This window comes from Gammaproteobacteria bacterium (assembly GCA_022450155.1).
Lineage (GTDB): Bacteria > Pseudomonadota > Gammaproteobacteria > Arenicellales > UBA868 > REDSEA-S09-B13.
In genome coordinates this window covers 107999-133904 of sequence record JAKUQR010000005.1, presented here as the reverse complement: position 1 = coordinate 133904, position 25906 = coordinate 107999, and the positions used below count along the sequence as shown (strand labels likewise).

Genomic DNA, 25906 nt, shown 5'->3' with positions numbered 1-25906 from the left:
CAGGTGATCGCTACCCGGTAGTGCAAGTTTGGTGTTCAACGTGATAATTGGCTAGATCGGCTTCGCGCGTCATCTCCCAGTAGTCGACCAGTCTCCAGGGCATCACGGTTACCACTCGACCCCTGGCATTACGGTAATAGGTTGTCATGCCAGGATGTGACCAAATCATCTGTTGGTGTTCTTTGTCGACTCGTTCAACATAGCTGTCGTGCGCGTCACGACGCACGTCCAGAGAGGCGAGGTTTTCCTCAATCATTCTGACCAGACAGGCAGTGACATAGCGGGTCTGGCACTCAGCCTGGAACATAGCGCTGCCACCATGACCCAGACCGGTATTTGGTCCCAGCAGGCAAAAAAAGTTGGGATAACCCGGAACCGTCATCCCCAGATAGGCCGTCGGATTGTCACCGTCCCAGGTGTCTTTAAGATCAATACCGCCCCGGCCCTTTATACGCAGGCGTGAAGCCATCTGCATCATCTCAAAGCCAATCGCGTAAATCAGGACATCGGTGGTTCTGTGAACACCATCTGTTGTGGAGATTCCTGATGCTGTAATCTGATCAATGGGATCGGTAATGAGTTGAACCTGGGGCAGGGTCAGTGCGTGGTACCAGCCATTGTCCAGTAGTATTCTTTTGCCGTAGGCGGGATAGTCAGGAAGACAACAGGCCGCGAGATCCGGATGGTCCTTGAGCTGGACCGCCATAAAGTCAACCATTTCCTGGCGGTGCCTGTCATTAACCCGGTTGAGTGCGCGCTCGGGATGGGGCCATTTGGGATCTTTTCGCAGAAATGGTAACAGGCCATCTCCATAGCGCCAGAACATCGTGAATCGAAACCACTCAACATAGTATGGAAGGTATTCCAGCAGCCACTGCGCGCCCGGTGGAATCGACTCGCCATAACCCGGTATGGGTCTGACCCACTGTGGCGTACGCTGGTAGATCATGAGGCTTTCCACCTGTTTGGCAATCGACGGTGCAATCTGCATTGCAGAAGCGCCGGTGCCTATAATGCTGACACGCTGGTTTGTAACATCTAAATCTGCCGGCCAGTGTGCACTGTGAAATGCGTCTCCCTGAAAGGATTCCCAACCGGGGATAGTTGGCTTCCGGGGCTGGTTGAACTGGCCGATTGCGCTGACCAGAAATCCACTGCGAAAACGATCTTTGCCAGCAGGCCCTTCAAGCTCAGCTTCCCAGCACTGGTCAGACTCGATCCATCGAGCGCTCATCAAGGTTGTTTGGAAACGTATATGACTTCGAACGCTAAATTCGTTGGCACAACGCTTCAGATAGTCCTGGATCTCATCACGTAACGCAAAATATCGACTCCAGCGGTAGCGCTGACCAAATGAGAGTGAGTAGGCATGATTAGGTGTGTCGACTCCGCAACCCGGATAAGAATTTTCCAGCCAGGTGCCACCCACATCCTTGTTTTTCTCCACGATGGTGTACTCGATACCGAGTTGGCCCAGTTTAGCGCCCAGCACAATACCGTTTACGCCAGCACCCACGATCAACACCTCTCGATCGGCCAGCTTGTTTTTCTCTGGTGGTTCAGACCAGTGAATGTCTCGATCAGTAAAGCCAAGCTCGTCGCGCATGGCAGGCGCATACTCAGGTGGTACCGCTTCGCCCAGGCAGGTACTCATCATTCTGATCATCAGGGAATCATCAAGATCTGTTAGGGCCGGTCCAGAACTGGAGTGCGAAAAAATTTCTATGGCGCGTGCGCGTAGGTCAGTTTGCACAGACTCAGGCAAGCCGGCGGATGGATCGGCAATCAGGCGTACGTCACGACTTGGTGTGTAAGGTGGATCCAGCCAGTGCGTATCCCCTGTCTGATGAACGAGGCTCATCAACAATACCCTGAGGTCGGCATCGGGCATTGCACCTGCTAAAGCCGCCCGACCGTAGGTCGCATGAGTTGGTATCGACACGTTTGGAATTCAGCTGCTGAAGGTTTAGCGGGTGGTGTATTGTGAAGCGTTGTCTCTAGTTGTGGCTGCCTACCCTAGAGGGGCCGTGAGTCGAGTTTATCGAGTATTTCTTTGGTATCTGCACCCAGATCCGGTGCCGGACGCTGAATACCCGCCGGCGTTCTTGAGAGCTTGACCGGGAAGCCGGTCATCCTGACGTTACCGTGGCCCGGATGTGGGACGTTGAGGACCATGTCTTGTGCCAGGACCTGTGGATCTTCGAAAACTTCAGCCAGATCCAACACTCTTCCACATGGGCAGCCCGCATGGTTGATGGCCTTGATCCAGTGGTTCACCGACTGGCAACAGGTGACCTTGTTGATGCGTTCTGACAGAGCATCCCGATTAAGGAGTCTGTCAGAGTTGGTGGCATAGTGCGGGTCTGACAGCAGCTGTTCGAGGCCAAGCGCGCTGAGGAATTTCCCAACATACACATCGGTTGATGGCGCGACTGCAATCATCCCGTCTTTGGCACGGAATAATCCATACGGCGACACGATAGGGTGGTCATTGCCGGTCCGTTTGGGTATCTCGCCCGTTGCAAAATATTCAGCAGAGAGATAGGCCAACATACTGATGAGGCCGCCGGTCAGGCTGGACTCTACCTGTTGACCGACCCCACTGCTTTCTCGCTCGTGCAGTGCGGCCAGAATCCCAAATGCGCAGTACAGTCCAGCAACCAGATCGCTTATCGGCGGAGCGGCGCGCTGCGGTTCTCCGTCGGGCGGGCCATTCACGCTCATAAAACCACTCATAGCCTGGGCGATAAAATCAAATGAAGGGCGATCGGCATAAGGCCCGGTGGTGCCGTATCCGTTTACGCTGGCATGAATCAGTCTCGGGTTAAGAATTTCTAGTTCGCCTGGTCCGAACCCCATATCGGAAAGAACGCCAGGACGGAAATTCTCAACCAGAACATCTGCCGTTTCTAGAAGACGGGACAATGTGTTTTTGTCACTGTCTCCGTACAGGTCCAGTACTACGGATTTTTTGTTTCGATTGAACTGGGCGAAATACCAACTCAGACCATCAACCATGATTCCTTGTTGGCGAACAGGGTCCCCTCGTGGCCCCTCAATCTTGATGACGTCGGCACCCAGGTCAGCAAGAAGTTGTGTACAGAATGGACCTGCGAGGATCCGAGTGAGATCGATAACCCGTAGACTTTTAAGTGGCACAGAGGTTCCCTGAGGTTAATCAGCCTTGTGCGGTCGCAACAGAACTCGTCGAGTGCAGGTCAAGACGGGGTCCCGCCTTCATGACCTGCCCGGGCAGGTCATGCCCCACGATTGCTTCTACCTTGGTGGCAATAGCCATTAGAGCTTGTAGATCGACACCCGTATCGATGTTCATTTCGTGCAGCATGTAGACCAAATCTTCAGTGCAGATATTGCCGGTTGCTTTTGGTGCAAAAGGGCAGCCGCCGATACCGCCAAATGAGGCATCGAACTGGTCAATACCTTCATCGAGCCCGGCCATCACATTGACCAACCCCAGACCCCGAGTGTTATGGAAGTGAAGCCCAATCGGTAGCTCCGGTACCGTATCCTGAAGATATTTAACCGCGCGTCTTACGATTGGCGGTGTGGCCATGCCGGTGGTGTCGCCCAGTCCGATACCCTTGAATTCGAGCTTACTGTAGCGTTGAGCGATGAGGCCAAGTTGATCGATGGGCACGTCGCCTTCAAAAGGGCAGCCAAACGCGGTCGCAATGACCCCTTGGACTGGAATATTCGCATCAGCGGCAATCCGTGCGACTTCTTCAAATCCAACCAAGGATTCCTCGACCGAACGGTTGACGTTTTTCTTATTGTGACTTTCTGAGGCTGACAGGAAAACGATAATTTCGTCAATACCCGTATCGGCCGCGCGCGCTGCACCCTTGGCATTAGGTACCAGGGCAGCGAGTATTGTTGAGCTGGTTTTGTTGATACCTTCAAACACTTCAACGACATCGGTGAGTTGGGGAACTGCACGGGGTGAAACGAAGGATGAGAATTCGATGCGAGGCACACCAGCATCGATCAGGTTGTTGACGAGTTGAATTTTTGATTCGGTCGCAACAAACACAGGCTCTGCCTGCAGGCCATCACGCGGGCCTACTTCAGTCACTTCGACTTTTGTCGGTCTTGTCATCAGGAATGCGCTCCATTATTCGCTCGAATCATTTCTACCATGAGGTCTGTCGGCTTGCAAGGAGAGTCTGTATACGCCTTCATTAACTGAGTCTAGAACAGCCAGTGGGGTGGTGGTGCTCCCGCAACCGGTGAGCGAAAGCTGGCTATTCTGTCCAGGTGAAGACTGCCTACGAAAACAGTCTTAAGGTCATCACCGCCAAAGCACAAGCTCGCACAGTTTCCGAGCGGACTATGCAGGCCCTCACTTATCAGTGAACGGGAAAACGTATTGCTCTGATAGGCTGACTCAGCACGCTCGACCAGGTCAGGGTCACCGGCATCGATGATCATCTGCTGAACGCCGTCCGGGTCTAAGCGAATGATTCGATTACTGAGTACACTGGCGCACCAGATGCCACCTTCACTGTCGAACTCGAAACCGTCAGGGTATACGCCTGGGCCGTATTCAGTCACTGTTTGGCGCGGTCCCAGATCACCATTTGCTCTTATTGGGAATCTCAATAACGACCTCCCCATGGTTTCATGGACATAAAGCCAGTGACCGGAAGGATCAACCTTATTTTCATTTGTGAATCCAATTCCGTCGGCGACAACCCGGGCGCCAGAGCGATCAACCAGCGCAATAAATCCGTCTGCAACGGTTTTGTTAAACGATTGTTCCCGGTCAATTGCGCTGGTGCTTACAGAAATCCAGGTCCTACCTTCTCGATCAAGGTTGGCGAAATTGGTCGCCGGCAGGGTCAACCCGTCGACTTCACTGACGAAAACCTGCAGTGAACCGTCTCGGTCGAGCACGTAAACACCGCCTGACTGCCCCAGGTTGGCGATAAGAAAAGAACCATCAGGCCGGAGCGAGTAACCGTTTGGAAGAAAATCACCGGGCTTTTCGCAGTTGTTGGCAAGATAAACGCTAGCTCCACCTGTGGGTGCGATATGGGTGATACCCCCCCCTGCGTGACTCGCATAGAGATCACCCTTGCAGGTTGCTATGACACATTCTGGTCGTACGAGTCCCTGACCCGCAAAAGTGATCTGGTCACAACTGATGCGCTCTACACGAGTAATCACAACACTAAGTTAGCTGTAAGGGGCAAAATTACCACTGATACCGATTTTCCCGGAACAACCACAGTATTCTGAGGTGATCATATCGGCAATGGTGTCCGGGTCCAGAACATTTGCCCAGGTTCTCTGTCCGTTATCCAGCAGGCATGCGACGTGTGCCACAGATGGTGAATGGTTTTCATACATGACTGTATAGGTCTCTATCGTGACTTCTCCCTCATGGTTGGTTTTGATGGGTCTTCGGTACAGGTTGTCCACATCTTGTTGGACATTGGCCCAATTGAATGGCCGTTCGGGTGGCACGCCGGAATAGATACACAGTGCATGTTTTGTCAGCAGCCCGCCATTGGCCGTAACAAGGGCCAGGGCCTCGGGGTTTGATCGCAACAAGGTAGCCGTACGTGCGATTGCGTGCATGACATAATTGTTCCAAGGGCCACCGGCAAATGTCAGACCGCCAGTTACAGTCAGTGGCCGGTCGAGACTCAGTCCGATCTCGTTTGCAGCGATTTGTACTGCGGAGGGAAAACAGCTGTAAAGGTCGATATATTCAAAACTCTCGGAATCGAGATTCGTCAATTCAAACAACCGTGAAGCCGCAAGGCGTATGGCCGGCGAAGAATGCAGATCGTCCCGTTCGGACACGTGCAGGTGATCCCATGCCTCGGTCGAGGCATGCGGGTAGATCCACTGGTTGCTTGGAATACCGAGCTGTCTGGCCCGCGCCGACGACGTCACAATGAGAGCGGCACCCTGATCAACGTTGTTATTTGAATTCATCAGCTTGGGATAAGGCAGTGACACTGGTCGATTAAATTCAGTGGGGGTAGCGATCTCGCACGCTGAAAACTCACGTTGAATCCATGCATCTGGGTTGTTTTTTGCAGTAGCGCTAAAACGAGCCCAAAGCCCGGCGATTTTTTCGAGATGCTCCGACACGGTTTCACCCGCTGCTGACCGTAAGGCAATCTCAAACAGGGGGTAGTACTGGATGGGGTGTCGAATTCCACGCTGGAGTTCAGCTTCGTGGCGGGTATTCAAATGGCTGCCGATAAAGAAATCCGGCTCTGTGTCCCCCCGGTCGCTACCTGTTGGATCTTGCCCGGGTGTAACGGAGACAGGGTTCCAGTCCAGCGTCAGGCCGGCCGACCTTGCCCGCGATTGCGTGCGACCACATTCAGCGCCAGCGAGTACGATGGTATCCAAGTGTCCTGATTGGATATCGAGAAAACTCTGATTCGCCAGTGTCTGTACATAGTTGCCGCCGAGTGACGTGAGTCCGGTTTCGACCTGTGATAAGTCGAGTCTGTCGGCTATGCACTGGGCTGGATTCTGGTAGCCCCACATTCCCCGGACCACCCGGACAGAGTCGATGGATTTCAGAATCTCCGGACAGCCGCTATCCAGAGCTGCGCGGGATACCGCGTCGACCATAAGTTCCAGTGGCGATCGTGCTACCAGAGGGTCGTCTTCGCGTTGTGAAACCTGAGCAACGCCGACAATTACGGGATCAAGGAGTTTCACAGTTGAAGCGTTATGTGTCTGTGGTAAGTTTTCAGGCCGGTTGTCATGGGTCAGGTAGTGGTAGCGCAGTTTTATAACTGACTTGTTTGAGTGAAAAACTGGACTTGATACTGGCGATTCCCTTGATTCGCGTCAAATGATCCATCAGGAAGCGTTCGTAAGCGGCAAGGTCTGGTACTACTACTCTAAGCAGGTAGTCGAACTCTCCTGTCATAAGATTGCACTCCATGACTTCCGGTCGCTCCGTTACCGCCTTCTCGAAAGATCCCAGCGCGGACTCGACCTGTTTTTCGAGGGTGACCGTCGCAAATACAGTGATTGGCAGGCCGACGGCTTTTGCATTCACCAAGGTCACGTAACGCTCAATGACACCAGTAGCCTCAAGCGTACGGACCCTTCGCCAGCACGGCGACGGCGAAAGTCCGACGCGATCAGCCAGTTCGGTATTCGAAATACGAGCCTCTTCCTGAATGACCTCGAGAATACGGCGGTCAGTGGTGTCAAAGCTATAGGGCATGTTATTTCTCTAAGGGAGAATATTAGGCATAAGAATGCGGATTTAATTAATATAGCAGGAAAAAAAGTAGAAAAAATCTCTTTAGACGCAATATATTGTACAGACTCACAAGCTACGTAATTCACCCACATGCAAACGATCCCGTTCGATCCGGACGATGAGCCACCGTCAACTGGCAACTCGCCAGACCGACTGCATTTCCTCAAGGTCCTTGAAAAAAAGGTGTTGTGGTTGTCCACCTGGATGATTCACCACGCCAACCATATTAGAGAAGGTGATGGGGAACTAAAGGTGGGTGGTCACCAGGCGTCCTGTGCTTCCATGGTGACCATAATGACTGCCCTTTACTTTGCAGTTTTGAAGCCAGAAGATCGGGTTGCGGTTAAGCCTCACGGCAGTCCTGTTTTCCACGCCATTCAGTATCTGTTTGGAAAGCAAGATAAAGATCACCTTGCCCGGTTTAGGGCGCTTGGGGGCGCGCAGTCCTACCCTTCACGCACAAAGGACAGCGATGACGTTGATTTTTCGACAGGCTCGGTGGGTTTGGGTGTGGCGATGACAAGTTTCGCCGCTCTCATTCAGGACTACTTGGAGGCGCATTCATGGCGCAGCTCGAGAAGCAGAATGGTTTGTGTGTTGGGTGATGCTGAACTCGATGAAGGCAACATCTATGAAGCGCTGCTCGAAGGCTGGAAGCACAGCGTGCGTGATCTGTGGTGGATCGTCGACTATAACCGCCAGAGTCTGGATGCTGTAATTTCAGATCGCTTGTTAACACGTTTCCATCGGCTGTTTGTCAGTATGGGATGGGAGGTGGTAACGATCAAGTACGGGAAACTCCTGCACAGGGCATTTCAGCTACCCGGCGGCGATGCTTTACGGCAGTGGATAGATTCTTGCCCTAATTCCAAATACTCCACCTTGGTGTACAAAGGTGGTGAAGCTTGGCGAGAAGTACTTCAGGCGGACATTGGGTCTCGCCCCGGCGTGTCTGAATTGTTGGCACGGTATGACGATCGTGTACTGAATACCTTGATGACCAATCTTGGTGGTCACTGTATCGAAAGCATGCTGGAGGCGTTTGAGGGGGTAAAGAGCGACCGACCAATCTGTTTTTTCGCCTATACCATTAAAGGGTTCGGACTGCCACTGGCTGGCCACAAAGACAATCACGCCGGAATGCTGACGTCTGACCAGATAAAGCACCTGAAGTCTGACCATAGTATCGATGACGGAGAAGAGTGGTCGCCATCGGCGGGGACAGGTGTGTCGGGGTCCGAATTGCGCTTGTTCCTAGATAAGGTGCCTTTTTACACGGTAAACCAAAGGCGAAAAACTTCACCTGTGGTCGCGGTGCCTGATCCCTTTCCACGACCGGATGGGCGCGAAATATCGACCCAGGACGCATTTGGCCGAATACTGGCGAGTTTAGCCAGGCAGGATACTGAACTCGCCCAAAGGATCATTACTGTGTCGCCCGACGTGACAGTGTCAACCAATCTAAGTGGGTGGGTAAACCGGCGCGGGTTGTTCCATGTCAATGGTCAGACAGACATGTTTACCGTAGAGGAACTGCAAACCATGCATAGATGGCGGGCATCGCCAACGGGACAGCATATTGAGCTTGGTATTGCTGAAAACAACCTGTTTCTTCTCCTCGCTGCTGCGGGGCTTTCTCATTCGATCTTCGGAGAACGCCTGTTACCGGTGGGCACGATCTACGATCCGTTTATCGAAAGGGGCCTGGATGCATTGAACTATGCTTGTTACCAGGACGCACGTTTTCTGTTGGTCGCCACACCTTCAGGTATCTCGTTGGCGCCAGAAGGCGGCGCTCATCAGTCTATTGGGACACCTCTGATCGGGATGAGTAAGCCAGGTTTGGCATCATTCGAGCCAGCGTTCACTGACGAGCTTTCAATGATTATGGGGTTTGCATTTTCATATTTACAACTAGAACTCACTGAGTCGGAAGTCACTGACACAGATGCTGATCTGCTTGATGACCGTCGCGGTGGATCTGTGTACTTACGCCTTACGACACGTCGTATAGAGCAGTTAGAGCGAGAGATTGACGATACGCTGACGTCTGAGATTATAGATGGGGGATACTGGCTGGTGCCTCCGCAATCTTCCTGTTCTGTTGTGATTGCATACATCGGTGCGGTCGTACCCCAGGTAATCGAGAGTTGCGACGAACTCAACCGCCGATCTCCCGGCTCGACTGCGGTGCTTGCCATTACTTCAGCAGATCGTCTTCACCGGGGCTGGATACAAGCACAACGTGTACGGCGCCGGGGATCAAGAACGTGTCGCGCACAGATCGAAAAACTACTCTCCGCGATTGGATCGAGTGTCCGTATCGTGACGATTACAGATGGGCATCCGTCGGTGCTGACTTGGCTCGGTGCGGTTGCGGGGCACCGTGTGTGCGGGTTGGGGGTCGATCGATATGGGGAATCGGGCACGCTGACTGAGCTTTACCAGGCCTACCGGCTCGATGCACAATCGATCCTTTCAGCTAGTCTGGATTCGTCGTAAGCTCAGATTGTTTACACGGATTCTCGAGAATATGGAACGCCGATTCGCCGTTAATACTGACGACTTAACCTGAGTGGCACTGACAATGCGAGTGACTCAGATCAAAGCATACGTTCTGCAAGCACCTGACGATGGTCGCCCACATTGGGTAAGTCACTTCGTTGTGCCTCGGGCAAATGAATTACTGGTCCGACTTGCGACTGATGAAGGCGTTTCTGGCTTCGGCTTAGCGACCTGCTATAGCACCGTGGAGCCGGTGATTTCGGCTTTCAAATCCGGGATCGCGGACGAGATTGTAGGTGCGGACCCACTGGCACCTGAAAGACTTTACGAGCGGCTCTTTGCTTTGACTTCACAAAGAAAAGCGTATGAAAGTGGTTGGAGCAGGGATGCACTGATAAAGATCACAGCGGCCGTCGATATTGCCTGCTGGGACATCGTCGGCAAAACAGCTGGCCTACCACTGTACCAGCTGTTTGGCGGCTATCGAAATTCAGTACCGTGCTATGTGACTTGTGCTTACTATCGAGATGGAAAAGACGAATCAGAGTTGCGTGATGAGCTTCACAAACTGAAAGAGCAGGGACACAGGGGGTTCAAGGCAAAGGTTGGCGGGTTGTCGGTGTCGGAAGACATAGAGCGACTGGAAGTTGTGCGTGATGTTATCGGTGATGATCGAGATCTGATGGTCGACGTGAACCGGGCCTGGGATCTCGAAACTGCTATTGCAGCAGCCGAGGCCATGTTACCGGTGAAACCACGGTGGCTTGAGGAGCCTGTGCGCTGGCAGGACGATCGCAGGGAATTAAAGCTGTTGGCACAGAGAACGAATATCCCGTTGTCTGCCGGAGAGAGTGAATTAACCAGTTACGGATGCCGGGCTCTGCTTGAAGAACAGGCTATCCAGATTCTGCAGTTTGACTGTACTATGTTTGGCGGTTTTACTCAGGGGCGCAAAATGGCAGCACTGTGTGAACTGAACCATGTGCAGATCGCGCCACATCACGATTGTTTCATCCACGCGCCACTGGTTGCTTCGAGCCCTTCGGGCTGTATTGTGGAATCGTTCACTGATCCGGAGCGTGATCCGCTGCAGGCTGAGCTGTTCGTTAATCCGCCGAAAATAGAGGACGGTTGGCTGACGCTCAACCCCGATCCTGGAATTGGCCTGACGTTGTCGGACGATGCAATCCAGAAATATGGCACGTCAATCCTGTGACTGTGCAGGTGATATTGCGGGATCAGTCATAGACACAGTGGACGGATTGATTTAATTCTTTGGCGAGTAACAATGGGGAGAAAAAAATGGACGTGAAGGGAAAAACGGCGATCATACTGGGTGGGACCTCCGGTATTGGTCTGGCGACGGCCAATCGACTTTCAGGACTCGGCACGAAGGTGGTCGCGGTCAGTCGTCAACCCGATAAGGCTAAGGGTGATGTTGCCAACGGAGTCGAACTCCGCGCTTGCAGTGTTCTGGACCGAGCCGGTCTTGTAGCGCTGTTTAAGGAGTGGTCAACGTTTGATATTTTAGTGTGTGCAGCCACAGGGGGGTCGAGAGCTGCTGGTCCTTTTCTCGAGATGGACCTTGACGCTTATCAGGCTTCCTTTGCCAAACTTTGGGGTTACACCAATGCTGTTCGTCTGGGTGTAGAGTACATGACCCGCGAGGGTACGATTGTGCTCGTGAGTGGAGCCCCTGCACGCAAAACCAAGCCAGGGCAGATCGCACTGAGTTCAGTAGGCGGTGCTGTAGAGGCATTTTGCCGGGGTGTTGCGGCAGAACTTGCACCGCGGCGAATCAATAGCGTTTCCCCGGGTATTATTGATACGCCGATGTTCGGCCCAGAAAGCTCTGAGCGGTCGAACAAGCTGAATTCTGCAACGGCCGATCACATGATTCCCCGGGCAGGTACTGCGGATGAAGTCGCGAACGGTATAGTTTTCGCGATTCAGAACGATTTTGTGACTGGGACGACAGTCGATGTCGACGGCGGTTGGCTGCTCAGCTGACCAGCTGGGTTCCGTTGACCCTTTCAATCACAGAATATCCGCCAGCGCGTTCAGAAGAGCGTCGTTCTCAGCGGAAATGCCGATTGTGATTCTGAGAGATCCGTTTTCGTCCGGCCAGGGCAGATACTGGACAAGTATGGCTTTTTCAGCCAGCCGCTCTACAATCGATTCGGATGAACTATCAGCGCGGGCCAACAAGAAATTTGCGGCAGAAGGATATACGCGGAGTTTGAATTCTTGCAGTGCCAAGGAAAGGCGTTGTCTCTCGCGGCTGACGGTGTCGAGGACCATCTCAAGATAGTTTTGGTCCAGCATTGCTGCACAGGCACCGGCCAGGGCGATCCGATTGACATTAAAGCCTATGCGAATTTTCGAGAACCCGATCGCCAGGCTTGGACTGCCCGTGATGGCATAACCAATTCTGGCCCCGGACAGTCCGTATGCCTTAGAGAAGGTTCGGATGACCACCCACGGACCGCTGCGAGTGGCTAACAAGGAAAGTACATCGGGGCCGCCTTCCCAGGCGGCAAACTCATGATAGGCCTCGTCCACCATCAACAGGCATTGGTCGGGTACTCGCTCGGCCGCAAGCCGGACTTGGTCCGCATCAATCATCCCGCCTGTTGGACTGTTGGGGGTACACAAATAGACCAGGGCAGTCTGTTCGCTGACAGCAGCCAGCATAGCATCTACGTTGTTGGATCCGTTTTCCAGTACCGGTACTGTGATCACTTTACCACCGGCGAGTCGTACGTTTTTGCCAACTGGGGCAAAGGTCGGCACTGGCAGAACGGCCTGATCACCATTCTCGACGGCAATAGCGGCAGCGGCAAAAAGCATTTCCCCGCTCCCATTCCCAAACACAATCCGTTCCGGGCTTATTCCTGTCCGTACTGAGATGATCTTGGCCAGCGCCGAACAGGAATGATCCGGGTACCGGTTCGACACGCCAATGGCTTCGCGCATCGCTGCTATGGCGTTGGGAGAGGGGGGGAGCGGGTTTTCGTTCAGATTCAGGCGAACAAAATCGGGGCTCGGCCGGTTATCGGGTTCCTGCAGAATTTGCGGCGCCATCACCGGCAAATCATCGAATCTTTCTAGCGGGATCTTTCTGGCCATGGCAACTATTTCATGTTCAAACTAAAGGTCGCTTAGCCAAACGGTGCGGTATCTTTAGCTACCTGCTTCAAGAACACCACGGGGTCGGTACCGCCGGTACCAGTGTGGCCGGGGCCTGTTTGCGACATCTGTGATGACACATATTTTGTCACCATCTTAAGATGGGACTGACGAAAATCAATCAGTGCTTCAACGCATGCTGTGTAGATGTGCCGACACCCATCATGTCGCTCAATGGCACCAACCAGCGGCCTGTCAGCTTCCAGTGCATTGATATACGCAGCATGCCCGGTGGGCATGTAGGAGCGCATTCTGATCAGATAGGTCCGCGATGGTTCTTCTTTGTGTGTGATACCGAACATTGCATCTATAGCTTGAAGCAAAGAGCTCTGGGCGGCACTGCCGCCAAAGTAGTTCCTTGGATTCTGCTTACAGCCCCTGTACTCGATGGATTCGAATGAAGCCAGAAAAGGTCTTACCCTGTTGTAGAAAATATAAGGGTCGCAGTGTTCATACATACGGTCCAATGTGGCGTTCAATGCGATCAGGTGTTTTCGAACGACTTGGAGTGAGCATTCGATCTGTTCGAAGTCATTAGGCGGCAGAGCCCTCTGGATAAGATCGAATTCTCTGAGAACGCTTGCGCCGATGGCCTCAATCTCGGTTGTGACCAGGTAGAACCATGACTCGTCAAGGCCGCCATGAAACTGAATTAATGTGCTCAGATTGCCCAGGCTGATGGGGCCGTTGGGATCCAGACGTTTCCAGTTATTCAGAACCAACGACGCATGGGCGAGAGCCGGTGGTCGGTTCAGCCGGTCAGCAACCAGAGTCCAGGGAATCGCAATATTTTCAGGCACATAACCAGAGGACTCGTAACCCTGCCAGACAAAGCCATGGCCAAATACAGACAACAGGAGCATAGCTCGTTCCAGTTCCATTGGCGTGTGGAGAGAGGAGATATCGTCAATGACCGGCATGGCTTCAGCACAGGCTCTGAAAATGCTGGCATTCAGTAATCCAGAGAACTCTCGAGCCGTTGATTCCCAGATCTCAAATTCGTCAGGTAGCAGCTCAAGGGGTGCTTGTGCCGGCAGAAATCCATTGACAGGATCGATGTTATAGAGATCAGGCATTGGTTATCCGGAATATTTTACACCCTGTCCTAGGGTAAGCCGGGTTGACGATATTTTGCTCGATTGTTCGTAAATAATCGTTTAGGTAACAAGTTTTGGAGCCGCATAGATCGGGTCCTTCCAGCATTCGGTCTGGAGAATATGGAACAGCATCGATGCCGCCAGCCAAACGTCTTCGTACCTCGTGTACAACGGAGCAAACCCGAATCGCAGCAGGTCCGGCGCTCTGAAATCGCCGATGACCCTATGGGCGATCAGTGCCTGCATGATTGGCCACCCTTCGGGGTGACTGAACGAGACCTGGCTACCTCTTTGATCGCTGTCACGTGGGCTTACCAGCTGCAGGGGATATGCACTGCAGAATGATTCCACCAGGTCGACAAACAGGGTCGTCAACTGTTTTGATTTTTCACGAATGGCGTGCATATCCAGCTGTTCAAATATATCCAGACTGGATTCTAGAGCGATATAGGAAAGAACCGCAGGTGTTCCGCAACGAAATTTATCTATACTGCTTGCCGGCTTGAAGCGCGTGTCAAAAGAAAATGGATCGGTATGGGCCTGCCAACCTGTCAATGGATTCTCAGCGTGTGCAATGTGCCGATCGGCGACGAAAAGGTATGCAGGTCCGCCGGGCCCGGCATTAAGGTACTTGTATGTACAGCCTACCGCGAAATCGACATTAGCTGCATTCAAATCAACGGGTACTGTACCGAGTGTGTGCGCCAGATCCCAGATAACCAGCGCGCCGGCCTGTTGCGCCGCCTGTGTGATTCGGTTCATGTCGCGAATCATTCCCGTACGGTAACTGACGTGGGTAAGAGTCACCACTGCGGTGGATGGGTTGATCAGTTCAACTATGGATCCATCACTTTCCTTCCCTTCAACAAGTTTGTGTTGGGGGAAATAGTGCCTGATTGCACCCTGAATGATATGAAGGTCGGACGGAAAATTATGGCGCTCCGACACGATCTCTGTTCTGCCTGGGCGCATTTCTAGGGCGGCTGACAACGTTTTAAACAGATTGATTGAAGTAGAATCGACCACCAGTACTTCCCCGGCATTGGCACCCATCAGAGGAGCCAGTCGATCGCCGAGAGTCAAAGGCAGTACGTGCCAGTTCCGATCGTTCCAACTTCGGATTAGCCCAGTACGCCAGCCATCGGTGACAGCTTCAAGGATCTTCTCTGGTACCATCCTAGGCATTGCGCCAAGCGAGTTACCATCGAGATAAACCAGGTCAGGTGGTAAATCAAAAAGCTCCCTGATGCTGGAGCAGGGATCAAGTTCGTCTTGTTTACGGGCGTCTGCCAGACCGGAACTCTGACTGCTGCGCAATGTGTCAAGAGACGGAGTTGTCATCTGGTCGACCTCACTTTTCCGGATATGCTGACAACTGCTGAAAGATCACAGTGTCGGTACGAGCAATGTCGCACATAATGTCAAAATGATGTCGACCCTGGACTTCTCTGAGTTTTGTATCGGCGGTAATTCTTGAGCATTTGTCAGCATAATCTTTGGATTGTCTTATAAACTCTTTAGTCTCATGTTCTGCATAGACGATGTCCAGAGAGACAAGCGGATCGGTATCATAAAACTGTGGACTGAGTGCTCTAGCGCTTTCAATCGATAATCCCAGTGGTTCGTTGACGTAGGTTTGAGAAATCGGCTCGAGGTCATAGATACCACCGATAAGGATTGCGCGTTGAGGTCGAGCGAGAAGCGCTGAGTGGTCGTGATCCTGGATACGCGGACTGATTGCGCAGGCCAGAAGATGGGCACCTGCCGAATGTCCCATGACATGAATCCTTCTTTTTTTAAAGCCGTAGTTTCGGCTGTTTTCACCGAGCCAGTTCAGTGCACGTCTGCAACGTGAAATCATCTGAGAAAGACTTGAATCTGGCGCAAGTCCATAGTTGATGCTCGCAAAAGCGTAGCCGGCTGCTGTCCAGGCGCTGGCAAGAAAACTGTGGTCATCTTTGGAGAGTGTTTTCCAGTAACCCCCATGAACAAAAACCAGCAGAGGTAGATTTCCGGAGTTGGCTGGCGTGGCTGGTAGGAAAAGATCCAGTTGTTCTTCCGGATTAGCACCATAGGCCAGGTTTGTAATCAGGCGTTCCTCGTAGTTATCTCGTACCCGTTGGGACTCGGTGGTGTACCACGATATGAATGGCTCAATGTCGCCCACCATACTGCTCGGTGAGTATTCCCGCTCTAGTTCCTCAGGAGACAGGCTCTTCCAATTCAAAATTCAATGCCAGCTCGAGGGACCCGCATTCTAGGCTACCGAGGGTTGTACAAAGGACCAATTGTATAGAAAGTATCCTGAAGCCGGGGTCGGCGCGGGGTTGCTTTTTCCCATCGGCCGGGTAAGGTGTTCAGCCAGCGCTTATAAAACGATGCTGGGCTGCCCGGTCGCAGGTGACGATGGAGTGGTGAATGTCGATCAATTTGCTGGAAATGAAAAACGTTGTTATCGAAGCTGAGATCGATGGCGAATGGAGGCCTATCGTCAATGGGCTGAGCCTTGCCTTGGAAAAGGGTGAAATTGTTGGGTTAATTGGTGAATCCGGTGCCGGTAAATCAACCTTGGGTCTGGCAGCACTCGGATATACAAAACCTGGGTGCCGGATCGTATCCGGGTCGATCAAATTCGATGGACTTGAACTGACAACACTGCCCGAAAAGCAACTGCGAAATTTGCGTGGCAATCGTGTCAGCTATGTTGCGCAAAGCGCAGCGGCTGCTTTTAACCCAGCACATCGCCTGCTAGAGCAGTTCCTCGAGTCTCCAGTGCAGCACGGCAAGATGAATCGAACGGAGGCCAAAGCGAAGGGGCGCAGCCTTTATCGCCAGCTGGATCTTCCAGACCCTGATTCGATCGGAGAACGATTCCCTCATCAGGTGTCAGGTGGCCAACTGCAGCGTGCGATGACAGCCATGGCAATGGGTTGTGAACCCGAGATTGTTGTGTTTGATGAACCAACGACAGCGTTGGATGTGACGACCCAGATCGAGGTACTGGCCGCCATCAAGGAAGCAGTTCGTGCAAGGGGGGTTTCTGCAATTTACATTACGCACGACCTGGCCGTGGTGGCACAACTGGCGGACAGAATAATGGTGCTTCGTTATGGTAATTTGGTAGAAGAGGGTGACGCACGGCGCCTCCTGGCCCACCCCACAGAGGACTATACAAAACGCCTGTTGTCTGTCCGCAGCCTAAGGGAGGATAAAACGCTACAACAGGTTGAAAGCCAAATACTTGCAGTAGACAACGTTGTTGCGCGCTATCCCAGTGCGACCGAGTATGTACTTGAAGATATCAGTATCGGGGTCGAGCAGGGCAAGACTGTCGCTGTGGTTGGCGAATCGGGAAGTGGCAAAAGTACACTCGCGCGTGTCATTACAGGACTGCTTCCGCCACAGTCTGGTTCAGTCACTTTTAAGGGTGAATCACTATCGGCTGCTCTTGGCGACCGAAGTAAAGATGCACTGCGTTCGATCCAGATGATCTACCAGATGCCCGATATCGCACTCAATCCGCGTCAGCGGGTCAGGGAAATAATTGGCCGGCCGTTGGAGTTTTATCTTGCAATGACCGGTCAAAAGAAAATGGATCGCACCGTTGAGCTGCTGGAGCAGATTGAACTGCCGGAAAGTTTTGTAGACCGGTTCCCAAACCAGTTGTCAGGCGGAGAAAAACAAAGGATCTGCATTGCTCGCGCCCTGGCCGCTGAACCAGACCTCATCATCTGTGATGAGGTTACCTCTGCGCTCGATCAGCTTGTTGCTGAGGGAATACTGGAGCTTCTGCAGAGCCTGCAGAATCGTCTTCAGTTGTCTTATCTGTTTATCACTCATGACCTGGCAACGGTGAAGGCCATCGCTGATGATATCGTGGTTATGTATAAGGGGCGTATAGTCGAGCAAGGTGGCAAAGACCAGATTCTGGCGCCGCCGCACGAGCCCTATACGGAACTGCTGCTCTCTTCGGTGCCTGAAATGGATCCAGACTGGCTGGATCAGTTGATGGACCGTCGAGCGCAGGGTCTAGCGCCGACACCTGATAAGGTGAACTGACGATTAGAATCGTTCAATGCATTGTTGATAGGTTATCTTATAGTGGTGACGTTTAAGCGGATTCGGCTACCGAGCTTCACCAAGCTAAAAATCAAATAGCCTACATCTATTTGGACGGCTCTCAAGCGTTCTTTGTCTACTGTGGTCAAGCCAATTACCGGCCTTTTCATTCTGGTGGTATTTGACGGTGTACTATGCGGCCTGTCCAACCTGACAGGGTTTATGGATTCGTGATAGCGACCGAAAATCGTCAGACCTGGAAAACACCAGCGATCGTACTGGTTGCCGGGTGTTTGATATCGGCAGTTGGCTTTGGTGCCCGTTCCGGGATGGGTCTGTTCCTTGATCCAATGACGGTTGAGCTGGGCTGGAATCGCGAGACCTATGCGTTGGCGATGGCTCTGCAGAACATCGCATGGGGAATCTGCCTGCCCATTGCCGGCGCTGCTGTCGATCGTTATGGCTCCGTGTGGGTGATAGCAGGCGGGGCTGTAATTTATGCACTTGGGTTCTGGGGAATGGCCATATCAGATACCGGCGGCATGCTGTATCTGACCGGTGGCGTTCTATCAGGTGCTGGAATCGCATGCACGTCTTTTACTCTAGCGATTGCGGCAATGGTCCGGGCAGTGGGTCCGGAAAGACGGTCTCTGGTGATGGGTTTGGGCACTGCGGCAGGTTCAGTGGGGCAGATAGTGTTTTCACCGTTTGCCCAGGGCATGATTGGTCAGTTCGGCTGGAGCAATGGGTTGTTGATTATGGGCGCGTGTACCCTGTGTATTATTCCGCTGGCCCTGTTGTTGCCCAATCGCCCAACACTCGATGAGCCCGACACGATTGATCTGACGCTTAAAGCGGCGCTGGGGGAAGCTTTTCGCCACCGCGGCTATGTACTATTGACCGTCGGCTTCTTTGTCTGCGGATTTCACGTGTCGTTTATCATGATTCACTTACCGGCGTATGTTGCCGATCTGGGTTTGTCAGGCAATGTTGCAGCCTGGTGTCTGGCGCTGATCGGTGTGTTCAATATTATAGGTTCGATTGCTGTAGGTCTGTATGGTCAACGGCACAGTAATTCAAATGGATTGAGTTTCATTTATGCCGCACGAGCATTGGTTATAACGGCCTTGCTGTTATTGCCTAAAACAGAATTTACGCTTTATTTATTTGCCTGTGCGATGGGCTTGCTTTGGCTGTCCACAGTGCCGCTGACCACTGGTGTCGTTACCCGAATATTTGGAGTACGGTATATGGCGACGCTGTTTTCGGTTGTATTTCTGAGTCATCAATTGGGGGGGTTCATTGGGGTGTGGCTCGGGGGCTATCTTCATGATCTGACGGGTACTTATGATACGGTATGGCGGGCTGCTATCATCCTGGCAATCGTTGCTGCGGTTCTTCATGCACCGATCAATGAAAAACCTCTCCGGCGCGCGGTCAGGACGGTTGGATGATTAGCGAAATGCGCTGCACAATACCAGACATATCGATCTCTGTGCCGGCTGTAAACCAGGTATTGGTAGGATTCAAAGTCTAAAACAGTATGTCGGAACCGTCTTTTAGTTGAAGTATCTGGTTAGCCAAATACCGAAATCTGGGTAGTTGATTCTGGGGGTTACTTAACGCACAGTAATACGCGTAACCTGGGGAGTTAAGGGATGATTGAAACGAGTCTGCGGATACTGCGCACAGATGTTTCAGGAATGCCGATCGAATGGATTGGATTTGAAGAGACGGTGAAGCTCCATTGCCTAGAACAGATACTTTACCCGATGGGTTCTTCTTTGTACGTTGTACGCGGCGGGATAAATGCGAAAACCGGGCGCCGGAGTACGCTCGAAGTTCACTCAATCATCTGTACGCTGGGGCAATCGAGAGCCCATCTACGGCGTCATCCTTTGTACGCACCGCCGTTAGTCAACAAGGCATTGTTCAGGCGCGATGCTCATCTATGTCTTTATTGCGGGGTGCAGTTTTCCCCTACTGAGTTATCAAGAGATCACGTACGGCCACTCAGCCGGGGCGGTGCGGACGTCTGGCAGAATGTAGTGACGGCCTGCAGACGTTGCAATCATAGAAAAGGCGATCAGACGCCTGAAGAATTCGGACACGAGCTACTGGCAGTGCCATTTATCCCAACCCACGCCGAATACGTCTATCTTTCCGGTAGGCAGATCCTGGCGGACCAGATGGAATTTCTTTTGTCCCATTTCCCCCGAAACAGCCCCCTTCACGAACGTATTGGAGAGATCAGTTGAGTATTGCCTTGAACGTGCATGGCCATGGGTAAAGATAACAGCCTGACCAGGGGCTTCATGACGCGCGCCGTGCACTCTGGTGAATCACCAGATCCAACGACCGGTGCGTCTGCGCCGAATATCGTGATGTCAAGCACGTTTGTTATTGATGAACCCGTCAGTTTCTCGGCTCAGGACAAGCCTGAAGACGCGCCTTATGTCTATAGTCGCTGGGACAACCCTACGGTCACGGTCCTTCAGGACAAACTGGCGGCGCTGGAAGAGGCCGAGGCCTGCCGATGTTTTGCGTCGGGTATGGCAGCGACTTCGGCGTTACTGTTGAGTACGCTCAGCCAGGGCGACCGACTGGTGATGAGTGACAGCAACTATCCGGGAACGGCAGAGTTAGCCAGAAAGATGTTGACCCGACTGGGCGTGGAAGTCGTTTTGGCCGATCTTTCTGATCAAGAAGTAGCGGCTCGGTCAATTACGCCAGGTGTCAAGCTGGTCTGGGCAGAAACACCCGCGAATCCGACACTGCGTCTAACCGATATTCGAGCAGTTGCAGAACTCGCCCATTCAGTTGGCGCAGAGTTCGCGGTTGACTCGACTTTTGCTTCACCAGTCGCGACTCGTCCGCTGAAGTTGGGTGCAGACTACGTTGTTCATTCGCTGACGAAATATTGTTGCGGACATGGTGATGCCATGGGCGGTGCGGTCCTTGGTCGACGAGATGCGTTAAAGAGTGTCGAAACGGATGGTCAGATCTATATGGGCGGCGTAATCAGTCCATTTAATGCTTGGCTGATCAACAGAGGGCTGGCGACTCTGCCTATGAGAATGCAAGCGCATCAGACAAACGCCACCCATGTGGCGAAATTTCTGGAAGGGCATCCAAAGGTTAAAAAGGTGTTGTATCCCGGACTTTCCAGTCACCCTCAATTCGATCTGGCCGTTCGCCAGATGGATAATTACTCTGGAATGGTGTCAGTACAGATTGATGACGGTCCTGGCCTGGCAGAGCGCATGATGTCTGACCTGAAGATATTTCACTATGCAGTGTCATTAGGCCATCATCGCAGTCTGATCTACTGGCTAGGCACCGACGATCTGATGCAATCAAGTTATGCGCTTGAAGGAAGAGCACTGGACGCTTACCGGGCGTTTGCCGGTGACGGTGTATTCAGAATTTCCGTGGGGCTGGAAGATCCTGAAGATTTATGTGACGACCTCGCTCAGATTCTGGGTTGAATCGACAAATTGGGTGTTTGTCGACTCCGGGCTGATAAACCGTCGTGCTTGTCGGTCAGCATGGTAGGAAGAGCGTACCATCGGTCCCGAGGCAACGTGACCAAAGCCCATCCGGCTTCCAAGTGCGGCCAAATCTAGAAACTCTTCCGGAGTGACATAACGTTCTACCGGTAGATGATCAAGGCTGGGCTGTAGATACTGACCTAGTGTCAGTAGTTGCACACCGTGATCTCTCATATCTTGCATCACAGCCTCTACCTCAGGCATCGACTCTCCAACACCGAGCATAAGTCCCGACTTGGTCGGTAAATCAGGGCAGCATTTCCCAAAATCTTTCAATAGTCCCAATGAGTGGTCATAGTCGGCACCGGGTCTTACCCGTTTGTACAGTCGGGGTACCGTTTCCAGGTTGTGATTAAAAATGTCGGGCGGTGAAGCAGCAAGCTGCTCGATGGCTTTAATTGCGCGACCCCGGAAATCTGGTGTCAGTATTTCGACTGTTGTTTCGGGACTCACCGTCCGAATAGCGTCGATGCATTTTCTGAAATGGCTGGCACCGCCATCGCGCAGGTCATCCCGATCAACCGATGTGATGACCACATGGTCAAGTCCCATCGTCTTAACAGTTCGTGCAAGGTTGGAAGGTTCATCTGCGTCAAGAGAACCGGGCCGCCCATGAGCGACATCACAAAAAGGGCAACGCCGGGTGCAGATGTCCCCCATGATCATAAACGTGGCAGTGCCGTTGCTAAAACATTCCCCAAGATTCGGACAGCTGGCTTCTTCGCAGACTGTGTAGAGGTTGTTTTCTCGCAGTATTGTTTTAAGGCGTACAACTTCAGGAGTGCCGGGGAACTGCGCTCTGATCCACGGCGGTTTAGGCAGCAGTTCGGCTCGTTTGCTGGCTGCAAATTTTACACGTAATCGAGACATCTTTTCCGCGCCGAGTTGTTTTCGGCCTTGGCTTATGTTCATGCAGCTTCCTGGTCGTAGTGTTCGATTGGGGGGCAACTACAGACAAGATTTTTGTCACCATAGACATTATCCACCCGGCCCACAGGAGGCCAGTACTTATCCTGGCGGGTATGCGGTGATGGAAAGAACGCTTGCTTCCAGGAATAGGGTCGATTCCAATCTTCCTCTGTCAACAAATGCTGAGCATGCGGGGCGTTTTTTAGAAGATTGTTTTCGGGATCAGCTTTACCGGCTTCGATGTCTGATATCTCCTGTCGAATCGAGATCAGAGCCTCACAGAATCTATCGAGTTCGGCCAAAGATTCGCTTTCGGTGGGCTCAATCATAAAGGAGTCCGCAACCGGCCAGGACATGGTGGGCGCGTGAAATCCATAGTCAACCAATCGCTTGGCCACGTCTTCAACAGTGATTCCAGATTGGGCCTTTATTCCAGACAAGTCTACGATGCACTCATGAGCGACTAATCCCCCGGGACCTGTGTACACAACGGGGTAATGCTCGTTCAAGCGCTTGGCTATGTAGTTGGCATTCAATATAGCCAGTTCGGTGGATCTACGGACGCCCGAAGCACCCAGCATAGCAATGTATGCCCAGGAGATCGGGAGAATGGAAGCTGACCCCCAGGGAGCCGCTGATACCGTACCGATCGTTGTTTTGCCGCCTGCTGCAGGATTAACTCCCTCAACGAGGGGGTGATCTGGTAGAAATGGGGCCAGGTGACTGAGCACGCCAATTGGACCCATTCCCGGTCCGCCACCGCCATGCGGTATAGCAAAAGTCTTGTGCAGGTTTATGTGCGCAACATCTGCCCCAATCTCACCGGGTCTGCAGATACCGACTAGGGCATTCAAATTAGCACCATCCATATAGACCTGACCACCCGAGCGGTGGACAATCTGGCAGATCTCCTGGATTGATTCTTCAAAAACGCCATGAGTGGACGGATAGGTGATCATCAAGGCTGCCAGGCTATCTCTATGAAAAGCGGTTTTATCGGAGAGGTCTTTAAGATCTACATTCCCATTATTGTCACAACGTATGATAACAACCTTCATGCCAGCCAAGATTGCGCTGGCAGGATTGGTTCCGTGAGCAGACGAGGGAATCAGGCATATATTTCGATGCCCCTCTCCTTGGCTCTGGAGGTAGGCCCGTATACAAAGGAGCCCGGCGTATTCGCCCTGTGACCCTGCGTTGGGTTGCAGAGAAATGGCGTGGAAGCCGGTGATCTCGCACAGCATCTCCTCGAGTTCCTCAAACAACTGCTGATAGCCCTGAGTTTGGTCGAGTGGTGCAAACGGATGCAGATTTGAAAAATCACGATAGGACAGTGGCAGCATTTGGGATGTGGCGTTTAGTTTCATGGTGCATGACCCCAACGGAATCATAGACCTACCAAGACTGATGTCCTTGCTCGCAGTTCGGCGCATATAGCGCATCATCTCGGTTTCAGAGTGATAACGATGAAATATCTCATGCTCCATGAAACTACTTCTACGCAAGAGCTCCTGGGGTACGGCCTCAGTGACCACGTCATCAAAGCGTTCAATACTCAACATTCGGTCAGCGCCAGTATGGAATACTCGCCAAAGGCTCAAAATATTTTTCCGTTTGGTTGTTTCGTCTAATGTGATGCCGAGATGATCTGCATCGATGTAGCGCAGATTGATTTGTGATTCGCGGGCCTTGGCAGCTATTCGGCCAGCAAGGCCTGGAACGCGTACTTTGACGGTGTCAAAGTACGCGTCATCTACAAGCGGGTAACCCAGTTCGGTCAAGCCGGCCGCTAGGATCCGCGTCATACGATGGACCCTCCTAGCGATATCCTTGAGCCCTTCTGGGCCGTGGTACATCGCATATAAGGTGGCAATATTGGCAAGCAGCACCTGAGCCGTGCAGATATTACTGGTCGCTTTTTCACGCCTGATGTGTTGTTCTCGTGTCTGTAGTGCCATACGCAGCGCCGGATGTCCTTGAGCATCAATTGAGACCCCAATGATGCGTCCCGGTGTGGATCGTTTGTATTCTTCACGAGTGGAAAAAAACGCGGCATGTGGGCCGCCGTATCCCATGGGAACGCCAAACCGTTGTGAATTTCCGACAACAATGTCTGCGCCCATTTCACCTGGAGATTTAATTAGAGTCAGCGCAAGCAGATCACTTGCGACAACAGCCAATGCGCCTTTTTTGTGGGCTTGGGAGATGGCTTCAGTAGGGTTGTTCAGACACCCGGTAGATGCCGGGTACTGAATGAGAACGCCGAAAAATTCTCTGATCTCGAGCTCTGTGTATGGGTTGCCGACGACGACTTCGTAACCGAGAAAGTGAGCTCTTGTTCGTATTACAGCAAGGGTCTGAGGATGACAGTCAGTATCGACGAAAAAGACATTGGAGCGGCTCTTTGAGATCCTCCGCGCCATGGTCATTGCCTCTGCAGCTGCAGTAGCTTCATCCAGTAAAGAAGCGTTGGCGATCTCCATACCCGTCAGGTCCATGACCATCTGCTGAAAACCTAGCAGCACTTCCAAGCGGCCCTGACTGACTTCAGCTTGGTAGGGGGTATAGGCGGTATACCAGTCTGGGTTCTCAAGCACATTGCGCTTGATGACTGGTGGCATAATCGTGCCGTGGTAGCCGCACCCGATCATCGATACGAATACGCGGTTCCTGTGTCGCATGTGTCGGAGGTAGGTGCTGGTAGCACGCTCGCTTCGAGTGGGCGGCAGATTCAAAGGTCGTTCACTCACGATAGAGGCAGGCACTGCGAGGTCGATCAGTTGTTCCAGTGATTCATGTCCCGTAACCGCCAGCATCTGGTCAATATCCGACTGACTAGGACCTATGTGGCGACGAATGAAATCTCGAGGAATCTCGAGATCGTCAAGACTTTTACGCAGCTTTTGCATTGTTCCCCCTTAGATAATTCAAGCGCGGCGGATCAGGTTAGTTCAGAAATCATGGTGTTATAGGCTGACTCGGACAACAAGCTATCTAACTCTGAAGTGTCTGCTATTTTTATTTTGTAAAACCAGCCTTCACCTGTAGGGTCGTCATTAACTGATTCGGGTGCATCGTTGAGTGAATCATTGACTTCAAGGATCGTTCCCGTGACCGGTGACTTGACGTCTCCGGCGGCCTTCACAGATTCGATAACGGCGGCCTCATCGCCCTGATTAACGGCCGTGCCAACGGCTGGAAGCTCAACGTAAACCAGCTCCCCCAGTTGATCCTGTGCATAGTCTGTAATTCCGACGGTCACAAGGTCACCTACCAGGCGCGCCCATTCGTGGTCGTTCGTATATCGTAGATCGCTCATACTGGATCAGCTC

The 25906-nt window shown here is 52.4% G+C and carries 20 protein-coding genes; 7 read left to right on the top strand and 13 right to left on the bottom strand.

Going from position 1 to position 25906, the window contains the following annotated elements; genetic code table 11:
* Positions 1 to 10: 10 nt before the first annotated feature.
* From MK323_04380 to MK323_04355, 6 genes are all read right to left on the bottom strand, one after another.
* On the bottom strand, positions 11 to 1891 hold the full coding sequence (locus tag MK323_04380; protein ID MCH2481396.1) for an NAD(P)/FAD-dependent oxidoreductase: 1881 nt from the start codon (positions 1889 to 1891) through the stop codon (positions 11 to 13).
* Positions 1892 to 2016: 125 nt separating this feature from the next.
* Positions 2017 to 3159, bottom strand: coding sequence for a CoA transferase (locus MK323_04375; GenBank protein ID MCH2481395.1), 1143 nt, complete (start codon positions 3157 to 3159; stop codon positions 2017 to 2019).
* 19 nt (positions 3160 to 3178) lie between these two features.
* The gene (locus MK323_04370) at positions 3179 to 4117 is read right to left on the bottom strand and encodes a hydroxymethylglutaryl-CoA lyase (protein ID MCH2481394.1); all 939 of its coding nucleotides are present in this window, start codon (positions 4115 to 4117) and stop codon (positions 3179 to 3181) included.
* 92 nt (positions 4118 to 4209) lie between these two features.
* Positions 4210 to 5187, bottom strand: a complete 978-nt coding sequence (locus tag MK323_04365; GenBank protein MCH2481393.1) for an SMP-30/gluconolactonase/LRE family protein — start codon at positions 5185 to 5187, stop codon at positions 4210 to 4212.
* A gap of 9 nt (positions 5188 to 5196) precedes the next feature.
* A complete protein-coding gene (locus MK323_04360) occupies positions 5197 to 6708 on the bottom strand; it encodes an acetyl-CoA acetyltransferase (GenBank protein MCH2481392.1) in 1512 nt (503 codons plus the stop codon).
* A gap of 43 nt (positions 6709 to 6751) precedes the next feature.
* Positions 6752 to 7225, bottom strand: coding sequence for an Lrp/AsnC family transcriptional regulator (locus tag MK323_04355; protein MCH2481391.1), 474 nt, complete (start codon positions 7223 to 7225; stop codon positions 6752 to 6754).
* 129 nt (positions 7226 to 7354) lie between these two features.
* On the opposite strand from MK323_04355, the gene MK323_04350 reads away from it, so the two are divergent.
* The 3 genes from MK323_04350 (at position 7355) to MK323_04340 (ending at position 11779) form a co-directional block, all read left to right on the top strand.
* Positions 7355 to 9766: a transketolase gene (locus MK323_04350; GenBank protein MCH2481390.1), complete on the top strand. Its 2412-nt coding sequence runs from the start codon at positions 7355 to 7357 to the stop codon at positions 9764 to 9766.
* 91 nt (positions 9767 to 9857) lie between these two features.
* Positions 9858 to 10985, top strand: a complete 1128-nt coding sequence (locus tag MK323_04345; GenBank protein MCH2481389.1) for a mandelate racemase/muconate lactonizing enzyme family protein — start codon at positions 9858 to 9860, stop codon at positions 10983 to 10985.
* A gap of 86 nt (positions 10986 to 11071) precedes the next feature.
* Positions 11072 to 11779 carry an SDR family oxidoreductase gene (locus MK323_04340; protein ID MCH2481388.1) on the top strand — a complete coding sequence of 236 codons (708 nt, stop codon included), beginning with the start codon at positions 11072 to 11074 and terminating at the stop codon, positions 11777 to 11779.
* Positions 11780 to 11806: 27 nt separating this feature from the next.
* Here the strand turns inward: MK323_04340 and MK323_04335 are convergent, their stop codons facing one another.
* The 4 genes from MK323_04335 to MK323_04320 form a co-directional block, all read right to left on the bottom strand.
* Positions 11807 to 12898: an aminotransferase class I/II-fold pyridoxal phosphate-dependent enzyme gene (locus tag MK323_04335; GenBank protein MCH2481387.1), complete on the bottom strand. Its 1092-nt coding sequence runs from the start codon at positions 12896 to 12898 to the stop codon at positions 11807 to 11809.
* 32 nt (positions 12899 to 12930) lie between these two features.
* Entirely contained in the window at positions 12931 to 14034 is a 1104-nt protein-coding gene (locus MK323_04330; GenBank protein MCH2481386.1) for an indoleamine 2,3-dioxygenase, read from the bottom strand.
* An 81-nt stretch (positions 14035 to 14115) separates the two neighbouring features.
* Positions 14116 to 15396: a kynureninase gene (kynU, locus tag MK323_04325; GenBank protein ID MCH2481385.1), complete on the bottom strand. Its 1281-nt coding sequence runs from the start codon at positions 15394 to 15396 to the stop codon at positions 14116 to 14118.
* Between the two features lie 10 nt (positions 15397 to 15406).
* Positions 15407 to 16282 (bottom strand): alpha/beta hydrolase, encoded by an 876-nt coding sequence (locus MK323_04320; protein ID MCH2481384.1) that lies wholly within the window; start codon positions 16280 to 16282, stop codon positions 15407 to 15409.
* A 191-nt stretch (positions 16283 to 16473) separates the two neighbouring features.
* On the opposite strand from MK323_04320, the gene MK323_04315 reads away from it, so the two are divergent.
* The 4 genes from MK323_04315 (at position 16474) to MK323_04300 (ending at position 21602) form a co-directional block, all read left to right on the top strand.
* Entirely contained in the window at positions 16474 to 18114 is a 1641-nt protein-coding gene (locus MK323_04315; protein MCH2481383.1) for an ABC transporter ATP-binding protein, read from the top strand.
* A gap of 230 nt (positions 18115 to 18344) precedes the next feature.
* Positions 18345 to 19568 (top strand): MFS transporter, encoded by a 1224-nt coding sequence (locus MK323_04310; protein MCH2481382.1) that lies wholly within the window; start codon positions 18345 to 18347, stop codon positions 19566 to 19568.
* A gap of 204 nt (positions 19569 to 19772) precedes the next feature.
* Entirely contained in the window at positions 19773 to 20372 is a 600-nt protein-coding gene (locus MK323_04305) for an HNH endonuclease (GenBank protein MCH2481381.1), read from the top strand.
* Positions 20373 to 20396: 24 nt separating this feature from the next.
* Positions 20397 to 21602, top strand: coding sequence for a PLP-dependent aspartate aminotransferase family protein (locus MK323_04300; GenBank protein ID MCH2481380.1), 1206 nt, complete (start codon positions 20397 to 20399; stop codon positions 21600 to 21602).
* Here MK323_04300 and lipA read toward each other — a convergent pair.
* The 3 genes from lipA to gcvH are packed head-to-tail and all read right to left on the bottom strand — an operon-like array spanning position 21570 to position 25893.
* Positions 21570 to 22535 carry a lipoyl synthase gene (gene lipA / locus MK323_04295; protein MCH2481379.1) on the bottom strand — a complete coding sequence of 322 codons (966 nt, stop codon included), beginning with the start codon at positions 22533 to 22535 and terminating at the stop codon, positions 21570 to 21572. The genes MK323_04300 and lipA overlap by 33 nt on opposite strands.
* 38 nt (positions 22536 to 22573) lie before the next feature.
* Positions 22574 to 25483: an aminomethyl-transferring glycine dehydrogenase gene (gcvP, locus tag MK323_04290; GenBank protein MCH2481378.1), complete on the bottom strand. Its 2910-nt coding sequence runs from the start codon at positions 25481 to 25483 to the stop codon at positions 22574 to 22576.
* A 32-nt stretch (positions 25484 to 25515) separates the two neighbouring features.
* Entirely contained in the window at positions 25516 to 25893 is a 378-nt protein-coding gene (gene gcvH / locus MK323_04285) for a glycine cleavage system protein GcvH (GenBank protein ID MCH2481377.1), read from the bottom strand.
* Positions 25894 to 25906 lie beyond the last annotated feature (13 nt).

Coding starts and splice junctions, on each gene's coding strand:
- kynU (MCH2481385.1), bottom strand. CDS start 15,396: ATGACAACTCCGTCTCTTGACACATTGCGCAGCAGTCAGAGTTCCGGT.
- gcvH (MCH2481377.1), bottom strand. CDS start 25,893: ATGAGCGATCTACGATATACGAACGACCACGAATGGGCGCGCCTGGTA.
- gcvP (MCH2481378.1), bottom strand. CDS start 25,483: ATGCAAAAGCTGCGTAAAAGTCTTGACGATCTCGAGATTCCTCGAGAT.
- MK323_04305 (MCH2481381.1), top strand. CDS start 19,773: ATGATTGAAACGAGTCTGCGGATACTGCGCACAGATGTTTCAGGAATG.
- MK323_04315 (MCH2481383.1), top strand. CDS start 16,474: ATGTCGATCAATTTGCTGGAAATGAAAAACGTTGTTATCGAAGCTGAG.
- MK323_04370 (MCH2481394.1), bottom strand. CDS start 4,117: ATGACAAGACCGACAAAAGTCGAAGTGACTGAAGTAGGCCCGCGTGAT.
- MK323_04340 (MCH2481388.1), top strand. CDS start 11,072: ATGGACGTGAAGGGAAAAACGGCGATCATACTGGGTGGGACCTCCGGT.
- MK323_04300 (MCH2481380.1), top strand. CDS start 20,397: ATGGGTAAAGATAACAGCCTGACCAGGGGCTTCATGACGCGCGCCGTG.
- MK323_04380 (MCH2481396.1), bottom strand. CDS start 1,891: ATGCCCGATGCCGACCTCAGGGTATTGTTGATGAGCCTCGTTCATCAG.
- lipA (MCH2481379.1), bottom strand. CDS start 22,535: ATGTCTCGATTACGTGTAAAATTTGCAGCCAGCAAACGAGCCGAACTG.
- MK323_04335 (MCH2481387.1), bottom strand. CDS start 12,898: ATGGCCAGAAAGATCCCGCTAGAAAGATTCGATGATTTGCCGGTGATG.
- MK323_04355 (MCH2481391.1), bottom strand. CDS start 7,225: ATGCCCTATAGCTTTGACACCACTGACCGCCGTATTCTCGAGGTCATT.
- MK323_04330 (MCH2481386.1), bottom strand. CDS start 14,034: ATGCCTGATCTCTATAACATCGATCCTGTCAATGGATTTCTGCCGGCA.
- MK323_04350 (MCH2481390.1), top strand. CDS start 7,355: ATGCAAACGATCCCGTTCGATCCGGACGATGAGCCACCGTCAACTGGC.